Annotated in this window: 10 protein-coding genes; 4 read left to right on the top strand and 6 right to left on the bottom strand. The window is 70.7% G+C overall.

Features of this window, described 5'->3' with window-relative positions; all coding sequences use genetic code 11:
• Positions 1-28: 28 nt before the first annotated feature.
• A complete protein-coding gene (locus WBN91_RS15270; protein ID WP_337724400.1) occupies positions 29-175 on the bottom strand; it encodes a hypothetical protein in 147 nt (48 codons plus the stop codon).
• Positions 176-204: 29 nt separating this feature from the next.
• Positions 205-1,497, bottom strand: coding sequence for a hypothetical protein (locus tag WBN91_RS15275; RefSeq protein WP_337724401.1), 1,293 nt, complete (start codon positions 1,495-1,497; stop codon positions 205-207).
• 334 nt (positions 1,498-1,831) lie between these two features.
• Between WBN91_RS15275 and WBN91_RS15280 the strand changes: the two genes are divergently transcribed.
• Positions 1,832-2,692: an NAD(P)-dependent oxidoreductase gene (locus WBN91_RS15280; protein WP_337724402.1), complete on the top strand. Its 861-nt coding sequence runs from the start codon at positions 1,832-1,834 to the stop codon at positions 2,690-2,692.
• On the opposite strand, the gene WBN91_RS15285 is transcribed toward WBN91_RS15280, so the two are convergent.
• From WBN91_RS15285 to WBN91_RS15295, 3 genes are all read right to left on the bottom strand, one after another.
• Positions 2,585-3,517, bottom strand: coding sequence for an AraC family transcriptional regulator (locus WBN91_RS15285; protein WP_337724403.1), 933 nt, complete (start codon positions 3,515-3,517; stop codon positions 2,585-2,587). The two genes, WBN91_RS15280 and WBN91_RS15285, sit on opposite strands and share 108 nt — an antisense overlap.
• A 37-nt stretch (positions 3,518-3,554) precedes the next feature.
• Positions 3,555-3,857, bottom strand: a complete 303-nt coding sequence (locus tag WBN91_RS15290) for a DUF397 domain-containing protein (RefSeq protein WP_337724404.1) — start codon at positions 3,855-3,857, stop codon at positions 3,555-3,557.
• Positions 3,858-3,923: 66 nt separating this feature from the next.
• Entirely contained in the window at positions 3,924-4,739 is an 816-nt protein-coding gene (locus WBN91_RS15295; RefSeq protein ID WP_337724405.1) for a helix-turn-helix domain-containing protein, read from the bottom strand.
• Positions 4,740-4,911: 172 nt separating this feature from the next.
• Here WBN91_RS15295 and WBN91_RS15300 point away from each other — a divergent pair, with 172 nt between their 5' ends.
• Positions 4,912-6,546: a hypothetical protein gene (locus WBN91_RS15300; RefSeq protein WP_337724406.1), complete on the top strand. Its 1,635-nt coding sequence runs from the start codon at positions 4,912-4,914 to the stop codon at positions 6,544-6,546.
• Positions 6,547-6,565: 19 nt separating this feature from the next.
• Here WBN91_RS15300 and WBN91_RS15305 read toward each other — a convergent pair whose 3' ends face one another.
• A complete protein-coding gene (locus tag WBN91_RS15305; protein WP_337724407.1) occupies positions 6,566-8,704 on the bottom strand; it encodes an NB-ARC domain-containing protein in 2,139 nt (712 codons plus the stop codon).
• Between the two features lie 335 nt (positions 8,705-9,039).
• On the opposite strand from WBN91_RS15305, the gene WBN91_RS15310 reads away from it, so the two are divergent.
• Positions 9,040-9,798, top strand: coding sequence for an SGNH/GDSL hydrolase family protein (locus WBN91_RS15310; protein WP_337724408.1), 759 nt, complete (start codon positions 9,040-9,042; stop codon positions 9,796-9,798).
• Between the two features lie 269 nt (positions 9,799-10,067).
• The gene (locus tag WBN91_RS15315) at positions 10,068-20,552 is read left to right on the top strand and encodes a calcium-binding protein (protein WP_337724409.1); all 10,485 of its coding nucleotides are present in this window, start codon (positions 10,068-10,070) and stop codon (positions 20,550-20,552) included.
• Positions 20,553-20,777: the final 225 nt, after the last annotated feature.

The raw sequence follows: 20,777 nt of genomic DNA on the forward strand, positions 1-20,777 counted from the left end.
GCACCGCCGGGCGGTGCCCCCTCGGGTGTCAGGCCTGGCGGAAGCGCAACACGATGGCGAGCACGCGCCGGGCGTCGGCCCGGCGGCGGGGTTCGCGTGCCCACAGCGCGGTGAACACCACCATCCACACCGGGAAACCGCCGAGCACGATGGGTAATACGGAGTCTGGGAGCAAGGTGGTCCTACTTTCGGGGAAGGGGTAGGTCAGGCGGGCATGCGGTCGCAGCACCGGTCCCACGAGTCGCCGGTGAAGGTCGCGCCGACCGTGATACGGGCCGCGTAGGCCAGGAACGCCGTGCGCTTGGCGGCCTCGTCGCGGTCGTCGGCGGGCGTCCGGGCCGGCGGTTCGTCGTGGGCGAGGCCCATGTAGCCCTTGGGGACGCCGAGTCCTTCGGCGATGCGGGTGAGGGTGTCGTAGTCCTCGACCGGGCGACCGGCGACGACCGCCGCCACGTCCGCGCGGGACTGGCCGGTCAACGCCACCAGCCGGTCCAGGGACAGCCCTTGGCGCAGCAGCAGCCGGTACAGCGGGGCGATCTCCCGACGCGCCAACACGTCCCGGACGTCGTCCTGCTCCCACAGGTGCGGCAGCACGCCGACCGGCGGCTCACCGCCCGTGTGCACCGCGGCCTCCACCACGCCCAGTTTCGGCGCGTTGCGGGCCAGCCACTGCGTCCACGCCCACTCCGGTTCCTCGCCGTGCCGCGCTCCCACACAGGGAGTCAGCCGCACACCTCGCACCCCGCCCTCCGGCAGGTCGTACACGTCCGCGTTCACGTCGGGGATCCGGCAGCACGAGTCGCCCAGGATCGCCGCGATCGCGTCACCCGGCGCACCACCGCGCCAGTAGAGGTCCAACGCCTCTCCCAGCCCCACCACACACAGCCACACCGCGCCGCGCCACAACGGCAGCCGCCGCAGCACACCGCTGGCCACGGCGAGCGGCACCCCGGCGGGCACGCGGGCCGCCGCCACCTCGCGGTCGTGCAGATCTCCCCTGCGCCACAACGGTTCCCCGACGCCGCCCAGCCGATCCGCCGCCTGCCGCCACCGGGCCTTCGACACGCCCAGCAGCCGAACCCTCGCGGACGTGCCGAGCACCTTCAGGTCCAGGTGCTTGCGGCCGGGCACCGGGCGCAGCCCCGGGATGCCGACCAGGTGGTCACCGACCACGCACGGCAGCACCTCGGCGAGGACGTCGTTGACCGCGGCGTCGGGCACCTCCAGCGCGATGCCGCCGCCGTCCACCCGCACCCGTTGCACGGCCAGCGTGGACGACAACACCCGCCCGCGCCGGCGGAAACCGCCCGTGGTCCGCCCCAACGCGCACAGCCACGCGGCTTCCAGCGCCTGCTGGGCGAGGTCCCGGGCGACGGGCACCAGCGGGTCGGTGACACCGCGGTCCCAGCCGCGGCGCGCCGTGTTCGGCCTGCCGCCCATGCACCAGCCGCGCTTGCGCTCGTAGGCGGCCGGCACGCTCACCAGTTCACTCGACACGAACACCCTCCGGGAACGCCGCCCGACCGGCGCTGTCACATGTCCCGGGCATGCTCGGATCGAGCAGCTCGACTTCGTCGGTCGCGGTGCCCGCCTTCGGCGTGCTTTGGAGGCGCCCACTCCGGTCGGGCGGAGGAGCCTCAGCGGTCGCCGCGGCAACCGGACGCCGAACCTACCGCCCCACCCGCCCGTGCCACACCCACCATCACCCGATCGTGCGACACGCGCCCCTTGACCTTGTTGTCTGGTTGATGTACACGCCATACGTCCGGCGCACACACCGCACGCACAAGCGTTCAAGACCACCGGCTCGCCGCGGAGCTAGAAACAGCCCGTGATCGGTTTCATCGGACTAGGGCTCATGGGCCAGCTCATGGCCGTCAACCTCGCCAAAGCCGGACCGCTGGTCGTCTGGAACCGCACCCCCGAGCGGTGCGCGCCCGTCGAAGCGGTCGGGGCGCAGGTCGCCTCCAGTGCCGCCGAGGTGTTCGCCCGCGCGGACGTCGTGGTGCTGATGCTGGCCGACGAACCCGCCGTGGACGCGGTGCTCGCGCGTGGCACGGAGGAGTTCGCCGAGCGGGTGCGCGGGCGGACCGTCGTGCAGATGGGCACCATGCCCGCCGCCTACTCCCGGGACCTGGCCGTCGACATCGCGGCGGCCGGCGGGACGTACGTCGAAGCGCCCGTGTCGGGGTCGCGGGGGCCGGCCGAGGCGGGCACGCTCATCGCGATGGTGTCGGGAGATCCGGAGGCGCTCGACCGCGTCCGGCCGGTGCTAGCGCCGATGTGCGCGCAGGTGGTCGAGTGCGGGCCGGTGCCGGGTGCGCTGCTGATGAAGTTCGCGGTGAACCTGTTCCTGATCACGCTGGCCACGGGCTTGTCCGAGTCGTACGTCTTCGCCGAGGCGCACGGCCTGGACCTGGACACCCTCACCACGATCCTCGACGCGGGACCGATGGCGTCCGCGGTGTCCCGGGCCAAGACCGTGAAACTGCGCGACGGCGACTACGCACCCCAGGCCGCCGCCCTGGACGTGCTGAAGAACAACCGCCTCATCGCCGAGGCCGCCCGCGCACAGGGCGTCGCCTCACCCCTCCTGGACGTCTGCCACGCCTTGTTCCGCGAAACCGTCGACCTGGGCCACGGCGCTCAAGACATGGCCGCCGTAGCCCACGCCATCCGCGCCCGCTCCTGACACCCCCGCCTGTGACACGCCCGCCGCCCACACCGCGGGCGTCAACCCGAAGGCACGCTTGAACATCCGGGTGAGGTGGCTCTGGTCGGCGAACCCCGCCGCCACCGCCACCTCACCCAACGACACACCCGCCCGGATCAGCCGCCGAGCGACGTCGAGCTGCCGCATGGTCCGAAACCGCGTGGGACTGGTCCCGAACGCAGCCCGGAACTGCCGCGCGACAGCCCACCGATCCATCCCCGCCACCCGCTCGAACTCCGCCACCGGGTGCCGCCGAGCGGGGTCGTCCACCAACAACTCCCGCACCCGCCGCACGGCCCCCAAATCCACCACCACAGGCCGCGCAGGCCGTGCGTGCTGGGTCAACATGTCCACCACGGCAGTCGTCATCTCCACTGCCTGCACGTCGTCCAACGGCTGCTCGATATCCGCCAACCACTCCGCGACCACCGTCGACGCCGGCGTGGGCTCCAACACGGGATCAGCCACGAACGGCAAGGCCCGCCCACCCAACGCGTCCTGCACCAAGGCGGGGTCGAGGTAGATGATCCGGTAGTCCAACCCATCCTCAGACCCGGCACCACCGTCATGGGTCTCATCGGGGTGCAACACGTGCCACCGCCCAGGCAGGCAGTGCCACAAAGCCCCGCGATACCGGAAGGTCTGCACCCCGGCCAACGTCAACCCGACGGCATACGTGTCATGGCGGTGCGGCGCGAACGAAACCCCGTCCAACGAGGCCGCCATCCGCTCAATCCCGTCCGCCCCACCCCCGAACCGCAACCGGTAGGCAGCACCCCGCGCGACCAGCAACTCCCCGGCCATGCCCACACGCTAGCCGCTCCGCCCACCACAGCGTTGTTCAGCGGTCGCCGACGAACCGCAGGAAGTCCGCCCAAGCGGAGGCGGGGAAGGCCAGTTGTTCACCCGCAGTATTGCGGGTATTGCGCACTCGCGCCCGCACGGCGGTCAACGAGACTTCCACGCATCCGGAGTTTTCGGAATAGGTGCTTTTCCGCCACAGCTCCGACGCACTGTCCGCAGCGCCCACCGGCACCCCCTCCCTCACGGCCCCGACCTGGACGAGGTGCCCACCACAATATCGGCGCACGATGAACCGCCAGAACCGCCGAGTGAGCGAGCGGCACTGCTCCGCTCTCACCACCGGGTCCCGGGCGAGGTGGAATAGGGTGTCGGCGCGGTGGCCGGCGTTATGCGGTTCGGAGTGTGGTCAGCTCGGTATCTCTCCCATCAGTCGGTCGACCAGCGCGTCGAATTCATCCGGTGTCGTGGCCAGCGCCTCCATCTCGAGGAAGATCTCGACGTAGTTGCTGACCTGCCTGGGGTTGTTCTGGATGACGGTGTCGCCACCCGGCCACTCCAGGTACACCACGTGGTCCTGGTCCTCGGTCGGGAACTCGAACACCTCGAAGTTGCCGCGCATACCGCGGTAGATGCCTTTGTCGAAGGTGAGCACCTGGATCGAGATGTTCGGCCGCTTGGCCCATTCCTTGAGCCGCTGCAACTGCGCCCGCATCACCGCCGGTCCGCCGACCCAGCGCCGCAGCGACGCTTCGTCCATGACGAAGAACGACTTCACGGCGTCGTCGCCGTCGAGGATGCGTTGACGCTCCATGCGGAGCTTCACCCGGTACTCCAACTGGTCCTCGGGGAAGTACAGCCCCAGGACCGCGCGCGCGTACTCCTCGGTCTGGAGCAGACCGGGGATGATCAGCGATTGGAACTGCCTGATCAGCGACGTCGAGGACTCGAACTCCAGGAGCGTGACCATCTCCGAGGAGATGTTCTGCTTGTACCGGTCCCACCACACGCGCTGCCGGCCCGCGCGAGCCGTCTGCACGAGCTCCTCGATGACGTCGGTCGGCTCGCCGTAGAACTGAAGCAGCGCCCGGAGATCGGTGGTGGAGATGTTCACCGCGCCGGTTTCGATGCGGATGACCTTGCTCGTGGACCAGTCGAGGGCGTCGGCGACCTCCCGTTGTGTGCGCCCAGCCCGATCACGCGCCTTTCGCAGCTCTGCGCGCAAACGGCGTTGCTGGACGACAGGGTTGCTCGCCTGCGCCAAGAGATCCACCTTCCGGTTCGCTCACATGCAATCTGCTATGTGGCATATGGCCAACCGTACGTCTGCTTGGTAACGTCATGCAAGCCGACATTACGGACTGACGCAGTCGGCCTCATGGCGGACGGGGGTCCCGATGAGCCGAGGGACACTGGCGGTGGAATGGCGAGTACTCCTCGTCATTCGCAACCCGACGTCCCTCTACCGGCTCCTCCAGATGGTCGACGGCCTGTTCGCCCGACAGCGCACCGCCGTCAAGTTCACCATCGACAAGGGTTCCGAGTACGCCCGGGAGCTGCGCAGATACCTCGATCTCCTGGGCTGCGACGTGTTGAGTTGGCGCAACGCGACCAGCTCCGAATTCCACCTGATCATCGCCGCACACGCCGGCAGCGCTCTGCACGAACTCCACGGTCCGATCTTCACCGTTGCCCACGGCGCGGGCTATCCGAGACTCGTGCCGGAAACAACCGAGTCGCGAAGTTCACCTACTGGAGTGGCTCGCAGCCAACTCGTCCACAAGGGTGAAGTCATTCCGGCGGCGATAGGCCTTTCGCACCCGGAGCAGTTCGCGCTCGTGGAACGGACCTGTCCGGAGGCGCTGGACCGGTGCGTCGTGATCGGCGACCCGGTCGCGGACCAGTTGCGCGCGAGCATGGCGCTGCGCGAGCGCTACCGCAAGGCCCTGCGGGTCGGGCCGGACGAGCGGCTGGTGCTGGTGACCTCGACGTGGGGCCCGAACTCGGCCCTGGCGGTCGGCCCCGACCTGCCGCAACGGCTGCTCGCGGAACTGCCGCTGGGCCGCTACCGGGTAGCCCTGGTGCAGCACTGGAACATCAGTCAAGCGCATTCGCGGTACGAGGTCGCCCAGCAGTTCCGCGACGCCACCCGGTGCGGGCTGATCGCAATCCCGCCGCACCGCAGTTGGCAGGCCGCGCTCCTCGCCGCCGACCTGGTGATCGGCGACCACGGCTCAGTCACATTTTACGGCGTCGCACTGGGGAAACCGCTGCTGCTGGCCAGCGACGGCGGTTGTGAGGTGGACCCATCGTCGGCCAACGCCGAAGTGTGGCGCAAGGCCCGCGCGCTGGACCTCGACGCACCGCTGCGCCCGCAGGTGGAGTCCGCGCTGGAGGACGGCGGCGACCCGGCCCTCCAAGCGATCACCGACCGCGTCCTGGGCCGTCAGGGCGAGGCCAAAGCGCTGGTGCACCAAGTGCTGTGCGACCTGATGGACCTGCCGGTCCCGACGACCCCGCCGATGGAGCCGGTCGAGACGTACCGCGCGCAGCCGCGCCGGCCGATCGGGGCCCAGCTCGTCACCGCCTCGCTCCGGTTCCCGCGCAACATCACCCTGGAGCGCTTCCCGAACCTGCTCAGCAGTCTGCGGCCGGAGACCGACCCCGCGCCGATGCTGGTCGTGGACGAGTCGGTGGTGGACCGCACGGTCCGCCACAACGCCGACATCGTGGTGCACAACGAGGTGGCCGACGACCCGCGGGGGTGGGTCGAGGAAGCCCTGGCGGACCACCCGGGCGCGGCGGTCGCGGCGGCGGCCACCGAGTCGGGGTCGGTGGTGGGCTTCCGCGACGAACCGGCGGTGGACGTGCCCGACGTGGGTCCCTCCACCGCCGCCTGCGCCCTGCACCACTGGATCAGCTTGCGCCGACGCCGACCACCACGGAAGGGGATGTCCCTGGTCGTTCACGACAACGATGTCACGCATTTCGTGCCACTGCCCGCGAGGCCGCCGACGGCCCACGCGTCCTAGCGGCCGTCGTCCGCGCGCCCTAGCGGCGTGGCTCGAACCAGCGCAGCACTTCGGCGCTGCGCGGGTTGCCCGCGTCCCGGTACAGCTCGAACAGGCGCTCGGCCGAGTCCCGGAACAGGTCGTCGTCGTGCTGCTCCCGGGCGATGACGACCATGACCTCCAAGGCCTGTGCCTCCTTCACCGGCTGGCGGCGCGACCGGGTCGTGGCGATGGCGGACGTCAGGACGCGGCGGGCGTCGGAGACCCGGCGCAGCGCCTCGTACGCCCGGCCCAAGGCGATGTGCACGCGGGCGGTGGACATCTCGTCGCGCAGGCGTTCCAGCAGGCGCCGCGCCTCCTCCAGCACGGGCAGGGCGGAGGCGGCCCGGCCGGCGCGGACCAGGGCGTCGCCGAACTGGTAGGCCTGCACCCCGATCGCCCGCGGGTCGCCCAGTCGCCTGCTGATCACCAGCGCGGACTCGAACTCGCGGGCCGCGTCGTCGTAGCGTTCCTGTTCGCGCAGCAGCAGTCCGTAGGACTCGTGGACCATCGCGCGCCCCAGGCCGTTGTCGGCGATCACGCGTTCGGCGCGGGACAGTTCCACCCGGGCCGACTCGAAGTCGCGCAGCTCGATGTGCGCCCGCGCCAACTGGTTGCGCAACCGGCACTCGGCGGCGCGTGCCCCGATCTCGGCGGCGGAGTCGACGCCGATGCGGTGGGCCTCGATCCAGTCCGAGTAGTGCTTCCTGCTGTGGTAGAAGGCCCACAGCGCCTCGCACAGCTGCCACGCGGCGTCGTGGTGGCCGATGCGCGCGGCCAACCGGACGGCCGCCAACAGGTTGGTGCGCTCGGTCTCGAACCACTCCATGCCCGACCCGGCGTCGAACGGGTGCGGCCACGGCCGCAGGTCGTGCCGGGCCAGCCGCCACCGCGCCGGGCCGAGGACCGAGTGGTCGGCCGCCGCCGCCCCGAGCAGGTACCAGTCGACGGCCCGCCGCTCCACCGCCGCACGCTCGTCCACCGCGTCCTGCTCGGCGCGGTGCAGGGCGTGCAGGCGGACCAGGCCGTGGAAGCGGTAGCGGTCGGCGGTGTGCTCCTCGACCAGGTTCACCCCGCGCAGCGCGGCCAACTGCTCCTCCGCCTCGGCGGGGGTCGTGCCGGCCATCGCGGCAGCCGCGCCCGCGTCGAAGTCGCCGCCAGGATGTAGGCCCAGCACCCGGTACATCCGCCGTGCCCCGGCGGACAGGTCGTCGTAAACCGCGTCGAAGATGTGTTCCACGAGGTGATCCCCCTCCACCGAGAGCCGGCTGAGGCGCTTGCGGTCGTCGGACAGGTGCTGGGCGTAGCGAGCCACGGTCCAGCGCTCCAGCCGGCCCAGTTCGGCGCCGACCACCTTCAACGCGATGGGCAGACCCGCGCACAGGTCGACCAGGCGACGCGTCGCGGACGGTTCGCTGCGGACCCGGTCGCCGGGGACCATGTGCGCCACCAGCGACGCGCCGTGCTCTTCGTCCAACGGGCGCAACTCCACGGCGTGCGCGCCGTCGATGGCCAGGCCGCTGAGCCGCCGCCGACTGGTGGCCACCACGACGCTGCCCGGCGAGGTCGGCACCAGCGACCGGACCTGGGCGGCGTGGTCGGCCCCGTCGAGCACCACGAGCACGCGGGAGCGGGCGGTCAGGCTGCGGAACAGGGCGACCCGCTCGGGCAGGTCGGGCGGGATGTAGTCCCACGGCACGCCGAGCGCGCGAAGGAACGCGCCGGCCACGTCGGTGACGGCGATGCCGCCGTGGTGCCGGTAGGCGTCGAGGTCGGCGAACAGGTGGCCGCCGTCGAACCGGTCGGCGTGCCGGTGCGCCCACTGCAACGCGCACGCGGTCTTGCCGACACCGGCCATGCCGCTGAGCACGACGATCGCCGCGCCACGCCCGCCGCCGGTGGTGGCGAGTTCGATGCGCTCGATCTCGCGCTGCCGGTTGACGAACCCGTGCGGCGCGGGCGGCAGTTGGCGGGGTCGCTTCATCCGGGCGGGCGCCGCCGGGCTGATCACGGTGACCTCGTCGATGACATTGGCCTGGACCACCGCGCTGAGCACCGGGGCGGAGACCTCGTTGCGGGCGAGCTGCGCGGACCGCTCGGTGCGCGCGGACAGGGCGCTGAGTGCCGCTCGCGAGCTCATGTCCGGTTTCATCGGCGTCTCCCCGGCCCGGGTGCCGCCCAGTATCACACCTGCCGGGTCGGGCCGGCAGGCAATTGGAGGCTGATTTGGTGAGCCACCGTACTGCGTAACGTTTCGGAGCGTGGCCGATCCGTCACCCGAACGGCGGTTTACGCTGGTAAGGGCGTGGTTGACGGCGAAAGGTGTTGCGCATAGGGCGAGTTGTGCTCGACTCGCGCCCGACCGGACTTATAGGTGCATCGGCAATTGTTTGCATTCTTAGTCGCTGCTCCCGCCATCGGCCCGGCCGACTCCAACTCCTATGCTGGCGGCTTCGGCAGACAGCGGGAGGGTGTGTGCGGTACGCGGCGATCGGGGACAGTTTCACCGAGGGGCTCGGTGACGAGCGGGCGGATGGGTCGCCGCGCGGGTGGGCCGATCTGGTGGCCGAAGGGCTTGCCGGGGCGTTGGGCGAGCCGGTGTCGTATGCGAACTTCGCTGTGCGCGGGCGGTTGTTGGAGCCGATCGTCACCGAGCAACTCGAGGCGGCGTTGGCGCTCACGCCGGCGCCTACCGTGATCACGCTCAACGGTGGCGGCAACGACATGATGCGGCCCGGGATGGACGGGCGGCGGTTGGCCGAGTTGACCGAACTCGCGGTGCGCCGGTGCCAGGAGGCCGGGGTGCGGATCGTGTTGCTCAGTGGCGCGGACCCGTCGCAGCGGTTGCCGTTCGGGCGCACCTTCCACCAGCGCGGGTTGGAGTTGACGGCGGCGGTGAAGGCGATGGCCGCGCGGCACGGGCTGACGATGGTCGACATGTTCAACGACGCCGAGATCCGCAAGGCCGCCTACTGGTCCCCCGACCGGCTGCACCTCAACGCGGCCGGGCACCACCGGGTCGCGGCCCACGTCCTGACCGCGCTCGGCCACACCACTCCCTCGGAGCCCCTGGACCACGAGCCCGAGGTGCGCCGCCTGCTCACCGAGGCCCGCTACTACCGCCAGCACGTCCTGCCGTGGCTGCACCGCCGTCTGCGCCGCCGCTCGTCCGGCGACACCGTGACCGCGAAGCACCCGACCTGGACGACCGTCGACGCCCAGCCGCGGGTCTGAGCACACGCCCGCGGAGGCGGCATCGGCGCAGGTCACAGCCCCGTCCGCCGCCTCGCCGGCCACGTGTGCCCCGACCGCCGGAGAGTGTTAGCCCTATCGGGTGAAAGCGGTGAGTGACGTCACCGGGACGTAACGCAGGTCACAGTCCGGTCGACTCCCGTTGTGGCGCGACCGCCCTGCGCGGGGTCGCGCCTCGACACACCCGAGGCACCACACCCGTTCCGGCGCATGGCATCGGGGGCCATCCGCCGTCGAAAGGCGGTCTGGCCATGCGGTCGCACCCTGCTCGGCGCCGTTTCGCGCGCACGTCCCGGCGGATCACCGCCACCCTCACCAGCTTCGCGCTCGCCCTGCTCGGGCTGGTGGTGACCACCCCACCGGCCCGTGCCCAGGACGCGGACGTCGCGGCCATCGCCGCCGGCCTCCAGAAGTTCGCGGACTTCAGCCGCGCGCTGGGCTCGGTGGGCGAACTGGGCAAGGCCGTGCCGCTGCTCGGGGTCAGCCCCGGCGGCGCGCTGGGCTTCCAGGACCTGCTCGCCAAGACCGTCCACGAGCCGCTGAAGGACAAAGAACACTTCGGCGACCTGGCCGGCAGCTACCCGCTGGGCGGCGACCGCCCCGGCACACTCACCGTCGCCACCAGCCAGAACGGCTCCGTCCAACGTGTCGACGTGACCCTGCACGTCACCAAGGTCGCCGACCAGCAGCCGGTCGGCGTGGCCAGTTCCTCGCCACCGCTGACCTTCACCACCTCCGGCGCGGTCGACGTCACCTTCACCCTCGACGCCACGCTCCACTTCGCCTACGACAGCGCGAAGAACTGGTTCTACGTGGTCAAGGACGACGCCTCCCCCAAGCTCAGCGTCGGGGTGAAGGGCGAGCTGGACCCCAGCGCGAGCCCGACCGCCGGTTTCGGCATCCTCGGCGTGGACCTGGACAAGGCGAACTCGCACGTCACCGTGGAAGCGAACATCACCGCGACCGCCGACGACCCCGACGGTGACGGCAAGCTCGCCACCGACCCGCCGGGTTCGGGCACCGGCACCGCCGAACTGGCCGCCTCCGGCGCGGCGGCGGGCCTGTTCCACATCGGACTGGCCGCGCCCGCGGGCAAGGTGGACGCCGCGCTCCAGTTCACCGCGCAGTCCCTGGCCGGCACGTCGGTCGGCGGCATCACCGGCAAGGTCGAGGTGAAGTGGCCCGACATCGCGACCGGCTCCCCCACCGTGACCGTGGGCGCCTCGGACCTGGCCCAGCTCACCCGGTTCACCACGCTGAGCCCGCGCGACCTGCTGGAGGGCCTGAGCCACCTGGTCAACTCGATCGAGGCGATCCAGCGCGCCCAGTGGGGCGACCAGGCCAAGCCGATCGGCAACGTGAACCTGCCGTTCATGCGCGGCACGCTCGCCGACGCCGTGGCCGCGGGCTCGGTGCTCAAGGAGTTCGTGGACGCCAACGTCTTCAACCCGGCCAAGGGCGACGACCCCGCCAAGGCCGGGCTGCCGAAGTTCAGCTCCATCCAGGAGATGTTCTCCAAGCTGAACACCGGCCCGATCGCCGTCTCCGGCGTCGACTTCAACGACACCACCAAGAAGCTCGCGTTCACCCTCACCATGACCCGCACCGCGCCCAACGACGGCACGAAGCTCGACGTGGTCGCCGAGCTGACCTCAGGGCAGGGCTTGGGCGTGAGCTACGAGCCCACCAAGCTGATCCACACCGGCAAGAGCGAGCCGTGGCCCACCGACGGGTTCAAGGGCCGCATCGTTTCCGCCGGCACCTCGCAGGGCGTGGTGAAGAACAACTCCGGTGACGTGATCGAGCTGGAAGAGCCGTGGAGCGCCGGCACGCCGAAGGCCGAGGCCCCGTACAAGGTCAACTCGCCGGACCCGATGACCGGCCAGGTCACCTTCGGCGACACGTTCGCCGCCAAGGGCCTGCGCGACGCCAACGGCCTCACCGCCACCGCGACCGTCAAGCCGGGTTTCGTCGCCACCGCCACCCTGGTGCTGGACCTGCGCGACCCGATCACCGGCGACGCCTGCAAGCCGCTGGACCCGGACGCCGCCGCCACCGGCTGCCCGTTCGCGGACAAGAACCCCGACGGCACCACGACCCTGGTCACCAGCCTGCCCCGCACGCCGGACCGGTTCCTGCTGCGCACCGGCGGCGACCTGATCAAGGCCGACGCACCGGTGGACACCAAGGTCGACGTCAACGGCAGCGTCGGCTACCTGAAGGTGCACCTGTCCGGCGACCTGTCGATGTCCAAGAAGGACGGTTCGGCGAACATGCTGACCGTCGGCCTGAAGAAGGTCGGCGACGCGGACGGCGACCTGCCGCTGGCCCAGGTGTTCCCCAAGCTGGTGGACGACCTGACCACCCCGGCCAAGGAGCCGGAGAACCTGCTGAACGTCACGGTCGGCGCCAAGGCCAACACCACCGTGAAGCTCGACGTCCCGGGCATCACCGACTTCTTCGGCGGCCCGGTCGAGGTCGGCGTCTCGATGCCGGACATCACCAACCCGTCCGCCGTGGACTTCACCGGCCTGGACAAGCTGGACAAGGCCAAGGCGTTCGACTTCGACCCGGACAACCCGCGCGCCATGTTCGGCCAGATCCTCAAGGCGTTGCAGGTGCTCAACGGCTCGTTGCAGAAGGTGGACGGCGACGGCTCGGTCAAGACCGCGCTGACCACCCCGCTGCCCGTGGTCGGCAAGTCGCTGAGCGACCTGCTCGGCAGCGCCGACTCGGGCTCCGGGCCGAAGGTCTCCTACGGCAACACCACGTTCGGCGGCAAGGATGTCGGCTACATCGAGGACACCGGCCGCACGTTCGGCGACGACCACGAGAAGCGGGCCGTGCTGGTCGGCACCCAGGTGGGTGTCGTCGTGGACGCGGACCAGAACCGGGTGCTGCTGAGCGAGCCCTGGGCCACCCTGCCCGCCAAGGGCACCGCCTACACCTTCCGCAGCCCGCTGGAGGACGCGGTCGACAAGCTCACCGCCGCCCCGCCGGACTACCTCCAGGACATGGTGGCGGTGCTCAACGACGCGCTGCCGGACGGCAGCGGGGTGTCCTTCGCCTACCAGGAGGTCGACTCCAAGCCGTCCATCGTGCTGAACGTGGACGTGAAGCGGAACGTCGCCACCGCCCAGCCGGTGCGGTTCTCCTTCACCGACGAGAAGGGCACGGGCCGGTCGCTGGTCTCCGCCGAAGGCTCGGCCGTGGCGAACCTGACGTTGAGCGGGTCCACCAAGGTCGGGTTCGTGCTGCCGCTGGACAAGGACGGCACGCCGGACGACGCCACCGAGCTGAAAGTGCTCCCGACCTCCACCGTCGACCTGACCGCGCACGGCGGGATCACCGGGTCGGTCAGGTCCTCCATCGGCCCGTTGTCGATCGCGCTGGGCAACCCCGGCGGGTCGGAGCAGGCCGTGGTGAACGCGCACTACAACGCGCACCTGGGCTACGGCCCCGGCGGCACGGCACCGGTCCCGCTGGCCGACTTCGTCAAGAACGTGTCCCTGAGCCTCAACGGCGACAACCAGCCGGTGACCTGCCCCGGTGACCCGGAGGCGGACACGGACCTCGCGCTGTGCGCGGTCATGCCGGTGTTCGTCAGCTCCGACAACCAGAACTGGACCAAGCTGGCCGGACCGGGCGACTCGTTCATCGTCCGGCTGCCCCGGCAGGTCGACAACCTCGGCGAGGCGTTCTCGTTCAGCCCCGACCTGCCCGGCGGGGTCAAGCGGTTCGAGATGCCCACCGACATCGGCCAGAAGATCCTCGACGCCCTGCTGGACTTCTCGCAGTTCGGCGACGGCATCGAGAAGTACCTGGCGATGATCGAACGGGCGCTGCGCACGGCCGCGTTCGACGGCAAGCTGCCGCTGGTCGGCGACGACCTCCAGCAGGGCGCGGACGAGTTCGGCCAGCTGCGCACCAAGATCCAGCAGGCGATGGCCCAGATGCCCGGCGGCGGGCGGGTGAACAACACCGGCGAGCTGGCCGACTGGGTCAACAACCACCTCAAGCCCGCCGTGGGCAGCGCGGTCACGGTCGGCTTCACCTGTGACGCCACGCTGCAACCCGCGACCAACCCGACGGCAACCGCGCAGGGCACCAAGGGCACGACCAAGTACGAGTACGGGATCGTGGCCTCGGCGCAGGGCAAGGACGCGCCGCCGGCGTACGTCGAGGTGCTCGACGGCAACGAGACCCTGGGCAACGAGAACTTCAACACCCTGGGTTGGACCGGGTCCGCCTACGCCACCAGCTACAAGATCATCCGCAAGGACGGCGCCGACTGGAAGGTCGTCGCGGAAGGCCTGAGCGGCACGACGGTGGCCTACGAGGACAAGACGCCGACGCTCAACGGCCCGGCTTACCCGCCGGAGACCACCAACCCGAAGCTGTCGGACTGCCCGGACGCCGCGGCGTTGCAGGACATCACCGGCGCCACGCTCACCTTCGACCTGTGCGACGGCAAGGTGGACCCGAGCGACACCTGCGCCACCGACGAGCTGAGCCTGAACCGCCCGCTGGACCTGGGCATCCCGGGCCTGTCGCTGCGCGAGGCCGCCGACCCGGCCAAGCGCAAGGGCGTCACCGCGGGCCTGTCCTACCGGCTGCACGTGAAGGTCGGCGTGGACAAGAGCACCGGCTTCTTCGTGGCCACGCAGGACATCGACCGCCCGGAACTGGGCCTCAAGCTCGGCTTCGAGCTACCCGACCAGATGAAGGCGCAACTGGCCTTCCTGGAGGTGGGGCTCGACCAGCACGAGGGCGGCGCGACCGACCTGTTCTCCGGCAAGTTCTACGTCGACCTGCACAAGAAGGGCCAGGCGGCCTGCTTCGAGAACTGCACCGTCGACACCGACGCCCGCATCGCGCTGGCCGACCTGGCCGACGTGACCCAGGTGACGGACGTGTCGCTGGCCGCCAAGGTGGGCATCGACTGGGACTTCGACGTCACCGCCGGTCCCCTGCCGGGCATCTCGGGCTGGTTCCACCTCAAGTGGGAGTGGAGCCTGGGCCAGAAACCCGGCGAGGGCGTCCCCGAGATCGCCTTCTACGACGTGACGCTCAACGCCGGGAAGTTCCTGGGCGCGGTGCTCAAACCGATCGTGGAGAAGGTGGCGCTGTTCACCAAGCCGGTGCAGCCCATCCTGGACCAGCTCTACGCGCCGATCCCGGTGCTGTCGGACCTCTCGCGCGCGGTCGGCGGCGGTGACGTCAACCTGGTCACCATCGCCAAGGCGTTCAGCACCATAGCCGGCGGACCCGACCTGGAGTTCGTGGACAAGATCCTGAAAACCCTCCAACTCGTCGGCCAGATCACCGACCAGGGCGGCGGGATCACCATCGGCGACTTCACCGTCCTGGGCAAGGAGGCCCTGGAGACGGAGAACTCGCCGGACACCGCCGCGAGGCTGATCGACCCGTCCGGCCCCGAGCCCACGGACCTGCGCGCCGACGTCGACGCGGCGAACGGCGGCAGCGGCATGGTCGGCGCGAACGGCAAGGGCGAGTCCGCCGGGTTCACCTTCCCGATCCTGGAGAAGCCGATCGAGCTGTTCGGGCTGCTCATGGGCCAGGACGTGGACCTGATCAAGTTCGACTCCGGCCCCCTGCGGCTGGCGTTCTCCTACAGCCAGTCCTTCGGCCCGGTCTACGCGCCGCCGCCGGTGCTGGTCAGCATCTCCGGCAGCGCGTCGGTGGAGGCCCGGTTCCGCGCCGGGTTCGACACCTACGGCCTGCGCAAGGCGATCGAGAACAAGCAGGTCGCCGACATCCTCGACTCCATCTACCTGGAGACCACGGACGACGACGGCAAGCCGCTGCCCGTGGTGACCTTCCGCGGTGAACTGGCCGCGGGCGCGGCCGTGAGCGTCGTGCTGATCGAGGTGGGCATCAAGGGCGGCGTGGCGCTGACCATCAACCTCAGTTGGGCGGACCCGAACAACGACGGCAAGTTCCGGTTCTTCGAGTTCTCGAAGGTCGCGCTGAACAACCCGATGTGCCTGTTCAACATGGACGGCAGGCTCAGCCTGTTCCTGAAGGTCTACATCACGATCGGGTTCTCGCCGTTCAGCGTGTCGTTCGACTTCACGCTGGCCGACATCACGTTGCTGGACTTCTCGGTGAAACCCAACTGCGAGCCACCACCACCGACGTTGGCGCACCTCGACGGCACCACGCTCGTGCTGCACGTCGGTGACACCCACACGGGCGCACGCGGCGACTCGGCGTGGACCGCGCGGGACAACGAGGAGAAGTGGACCGTCACCCAGCTGGTGAACAAGGACGGCGGGTTCGAGGGCTTCGCGGTCAGCGCGCTCGGGTTCCGCGAGGAGCACCGGGACAAGAACCTGACCAAGGTCCACGCGAACGCCACCAACGACACCGGCAAGCGCGTGTTCGTCTTCCAGGGCGACGGCGACAAGAGCGGAGCCGGTGAGGACAAGGCGGCCGAGGCCAAGCCGTTCGACAAGGCGGTCGAGGTGACCGGCGGCAAGGGCGACGACTCGATCAAGACCGGCATCGGCCCGTCGACGGTCGACGGCGGTCCGGGCAACGACCAGATCACCACCGGCGACCTGCACACCGCGTTCGGCGGCAAGGGCACCGCGACCGTCCACGGCGGCGAGGGTGACGACTCGATCACCGTCGGCGGCGCGGGTGACACGGTCAACGGTGGTCCGGGCAAGGACCGGATCGCGGCGGGCCTGGGCGCGAACACGCTCGACGGCGGCGACGGTGACGACACCATCGGCATCGGCTCCGACAGCCCGCTGGCCGCGACCAACCCGGGCAAGGCCGAGTACGTGGCCCAGCAGAACACGATCGTCGGCGGTCACGGCAGCGACAAGATCTCCGGCGGCTCCGGTCCGGACTCGATCTACACCAGCTTCCGCATCGGCGACCCCGCCGACCAGACCGGGGTGGACGAGCCAGGCTGGCCGGACAAGACCACGGTCGGCGACGCCGTCGTGGACGCCACCAATACCGTGGACACCGGCACGGGCAACGACACCGTGTACGGCAGCCAGGGCGTGGACATGGTCACCGGGCGCTCCAAGCCCGACCAGGTCGACGACATCCGCGGTGGCGGCAACAACGACGTGCTCACCGGTGGGTTCGGCAAGGACAAGGTGTTCGGCGGTCCCGGCCACGACTACGTGGTCGCGGAACCGTCCGACGTGGGCGGCGAGACCGGCTCGGGCGACTTCGGCCCGCTGCGCTCGGTCGGCCACCGGCCGCTGCCCGCGGGCGTGGCCCCGTCGTCGAAGCTGCTGGTCGGCGGGTACGGCAACGACCACGTCATCGGCGGCGACGGCGGTGCCGAGATCTACGGCGACCGCTACGCCAACGCGTGCACCCCGTCCGGCGACCCGGCGTCCAAGCCTCCGGCCGAACCGCTGGACGGCGCGGACGGGCGCGACCTGATCACCGGTGGCACCGGGGTCGAGGTGGTCGCGGCCGGCGGCGCGGCGGACAGCGTCGACCTGCGGTCCAACGCGGACCTCGCGTGCGGCCAGCTCGGCGACGACGTGGTCGGCGGCGGCAACGACGACGACAGGTTGTACGGCGGTGGCGGGCTGGACCTGATGTACGGCGACGCCGGCAAGGACCAGGTCTACGGCAACGACGACAACGACACGCTCTACGGCGGCACGCAGGACGACGTGGTGGAGGGCAACAACGGCTCCGACACCGCGTTCGGCGGCGCGGACACCGACGTCGTGGTCGGCGGCACCCGCAAGGCCGGCGAGGCCGACCAGGGCGACACCCTGTACGGCGACTCCGGCACCGACCTGGTGATCGGCGACAACGGCGACGGCCCGGCGGCGTCCGGTGGACCGTTCGACCTCGACGGCGCGAACGCGGCGGCCGGTGGTCCGGACTTCGTGTTCGGCGGCAACGAGGACGACCGGGCGTTCGGCGGTCTGGCGCACGACGAGGTGCACGGCGGCTCGAACGACGACTACCTCGAAGGCAACAACGCCGACGACCTCGTGCACGGCGACAGCGGCGAGGACCGGGTGGTCGGCGGCTCCGCCGAGGTGGCGTCCACTGTGGACGGTCACCAGGTGGGCAGGCCGGACGCCGGGGACAAGCTGTTCGGCGACTCCGGTCCGGACGTGGTCGCCGGTGACAACGCGGTGCTGTCCTTGGGTGACGCATCCCCGATCGCCCAGGGCCGTGGGTTCGGCAAGCAGCACAAGATCACGCTGCTGGACCTCGGCTACTCCCCCACCGCGGACACGTCCGGTGACGACGTGATCAGCGGCGGCGGCGAGCAGGACGTCGTGCTGGCCCAGGGCGGCGCGGACGCCGTCACCGGTGACGGCGCCGACGACTACGCCGAGGGCGGTCCGGGTCCGGACACGATCTCGGGCAACGAGGGCCAGGACGACCTGGTCGGCGGCTCGTCCACCGAGGAAGCCGCGGGCGTCGGGCAGCCCGACGTCGGCGACAAGGTCCACGGCGACGACAACCAGGACGTGGCGATCGGCGACAACGGCTCGCTGCTGCGCACCGGCCCGCCGTCGCGGCTGACGCAGGAACGCGGCATGACCCCGCGCGGGATCGTGCTGCTGGACCTGGGCCTGACCCCGCACGCCGACTCGTCCGGCGCGGACGAGGTGTGGGGCGACGACGCCACCGACGTGCTGCTCGGCCAGGGCGGTCCCGACCGTCTGAAGGGCAACGCGGCCGACGACTACGTCGAGGGCGACCAGGGCGTCGACTGGATCGAGGGCAACGACGGCAACGACGACCTCGTGGGCGGCGGCAGCACGCCGCTGACCGGGTCCTCGGGGCAGACCGACGCCGCCGACGCGATCTTCGGCGGCAACGGCGACGACATCGGCATCGGCGACAACGGCGTGGTCAACCGGCCCGGCGCGGGCGAGACCCCGACCCGGGCGACCCAGCGGCTGGCCACCACCGGCGGCAACCCGATCACCGGTCGGGTCGTGGTGAAGTACGACCTCGCGCCGACACCCCCGGCCGACCGGTACGGCGACGACCGGATGTCCGGCGGGTCGGGCGTGGACGTGCTGTGGGGCCAGGACGGCGGGGACTTCCTCTCCGGCGGCGGCCAGGCCGACTACCTGGAGGGCAACGGCGGCGCGGACGTGCTGCGCGGCGACCTCGGGCTGGGCGAGCCGTCTTCGGAGACCACCGTCCTGCCGCTGGCCGACCCGGGCTGGCCCGGTGCGCCTTCGGACGGCCTGGAGGGCTCCGACCCGTCACACGGTCAGGACGACATGATCGGCGGCAGCGCGGCGGCCGGGTTCCGCGACGGCGGCGACGCCTTCGAGGGCAACGGGGCCGACGACGTCCAGCTGGGCGACAACGGTTCGCTGGTGCGGACGTTGGAGGGCCAGCCGGGGTCGATGAAGGAGAAGGTCTACGCGCAGCGGTACGCGGCCGGCCTGGTGCCGGACAACGCCACCGTGTCCCGCACGCACGACCCGGACCTGCCCGGCCCGTCCACCCGGTTCTGCACCACCGCGCAGGCCACGTGCGAGCCGGTCGGCTCCTTCGGCAACGACACCATGTACGGCGACGACGGCAACGACGGGATGTGGGGTCAGGACGGCGACGACACCATGACCGGGTCCGCCGGCGACGACGACATGTACGGCGAGCTGGGCAACGACACCATGTTCGGCAACGACGGCGAGGACGCCATGCTCGGCGACCGCGGCGGTGTCGTCAACGAGCGGCTCAACCCGGACGACGTGGCCGCCCGCGGCTTCACGACGTCGTTGAACTCGGTGCCGCAGGAGTCCTACACCGGTTTCCGGCTGGGCGACTACGACCGGCGCGTCGACCTGCTGCACGACGTGGACGGCGACCAGTTCACCGGCGCCTCGACGTCGACCGCCATGCCGCACAACGGCATCGCGGAAGGCGGCGACGACCGCATCCGGGGCGGCAACGGCGCGGACAACATCCACACCGGCTTCGGCGACGACCTGGCCAACGGCGACAGCGGCGGCGACCAGGTCTTCGGCGGCGACGGCGCCGACGCCCTGTGGGGCGGCAAGGGCTGCGACCCGGCCGCGCCGACCCCGGACTGCCTGGTCAACGGCACGTTCAACCCGGACGCGCGAGGCGACAACGACCGGTACGTGGACCACGTCTTCGGCGGCGTCGGCGGCACGTCCGCCGCGTCCCAGGCGGGCGCCATCGGCTCGGACGTGATCGACTTCAACCCGCGCGGCACGTACCCCGGCGGTTGCGCCACGGGTCCGTGGCCCGAGTCCCTGGGCAGCGGTTTCGTCGACCCGTGCAGCTGGTTCGAGATGACCAACAAGACCAACGACACGGCCGACCCGGCAACCCAGGCCGACAACCAACACCACCAGGGCACCGACTGGCTCTACGGCGGCTGGGACCGCGACGTGTTGCAGGGCGACGTGGCCGGCAACGGCCCCAACCCCGGCGACCGTTTGATCGACTGGGCGGGCGCCTACAACCTCTACACCCACTGCAACGCGGCGTACGGCGGCTACAACGACATCCGCCAACGCAGCCCCGGCATGGAGACCTTCCTCCAGAAGCTGGCCTGGGGCACCGGCGCCGGCCAAACAGCCACGGACACGACCACACCGGGCACGTCGGCGTTCCGCGAACTGGCCTTGGTCTACCCGTCGGACAACAACGCCCACGGCACAGGCCAGGCCTACCCCACCACCCCGGGCCACTTCGACGACCCGGTCTCCTGCACCGACTGATGTGAACCAAGCCCTCGGCCGCCCCACTCCGGTGGGGCGGCCGAAGCGCTATACCCAGAACGTCGTCGCGCATGTCGGGACGGCAGAGACGCAGGGCGCGCGCTTTTCGAAGGGCTCGCGCAGCAGACCTCCCACTTGGGCTTCTTCCGTCATCCCCGTATGGCCTGCCCGAAGGGCTACCACACTTTGGGTCGGGTGCAGCCGAAAGTTTTTGCGAGGAACGAG

Source organism: Saccharothrix sp. CCNWYY140 (assembly GCF_037401995.1).
Taxonomy (GTDB): domain Bacteria; phylum Actinomycetota; class Actinomycetes; order Mycobacteriales; family Pseudonocardiaceae; genus Actinosynnema.

Excerpts from the sequence above, each read along its gene's own strand:
- WBN91_RS15285 (WP_337724403.1), bottom strand. The coding sequence starts at position 3,517 with ATGGCCGGGGAGTTGCTGGTCGCGCGGGGTGCTGCCTACCGGTTGCGG.
- WBN91_RS15300 (WP_337724406.1), top strand. The coding sequence starts at position 4,912 with ATGAGCCGAGGGACACTGGCGGTGGAATGGCGAGTACTCCTCGTCATT.
- WBN91_RS15305 (WP_337724407.1), bottom strand. The coding sequence starts at position 8,704 with ATGAGCTCGCGAGCGGCACTCAGCGCCCTGTCCGCGCGCACCGAGCGG.
- WBN91_RS15315 (WP_337724409.1), top strand. The coding sequence starts at position 10,068 with ATGCGGTCGCACCCTGCTCGGCGCCGTTTCGCGCGCACGTCCCGGCGG.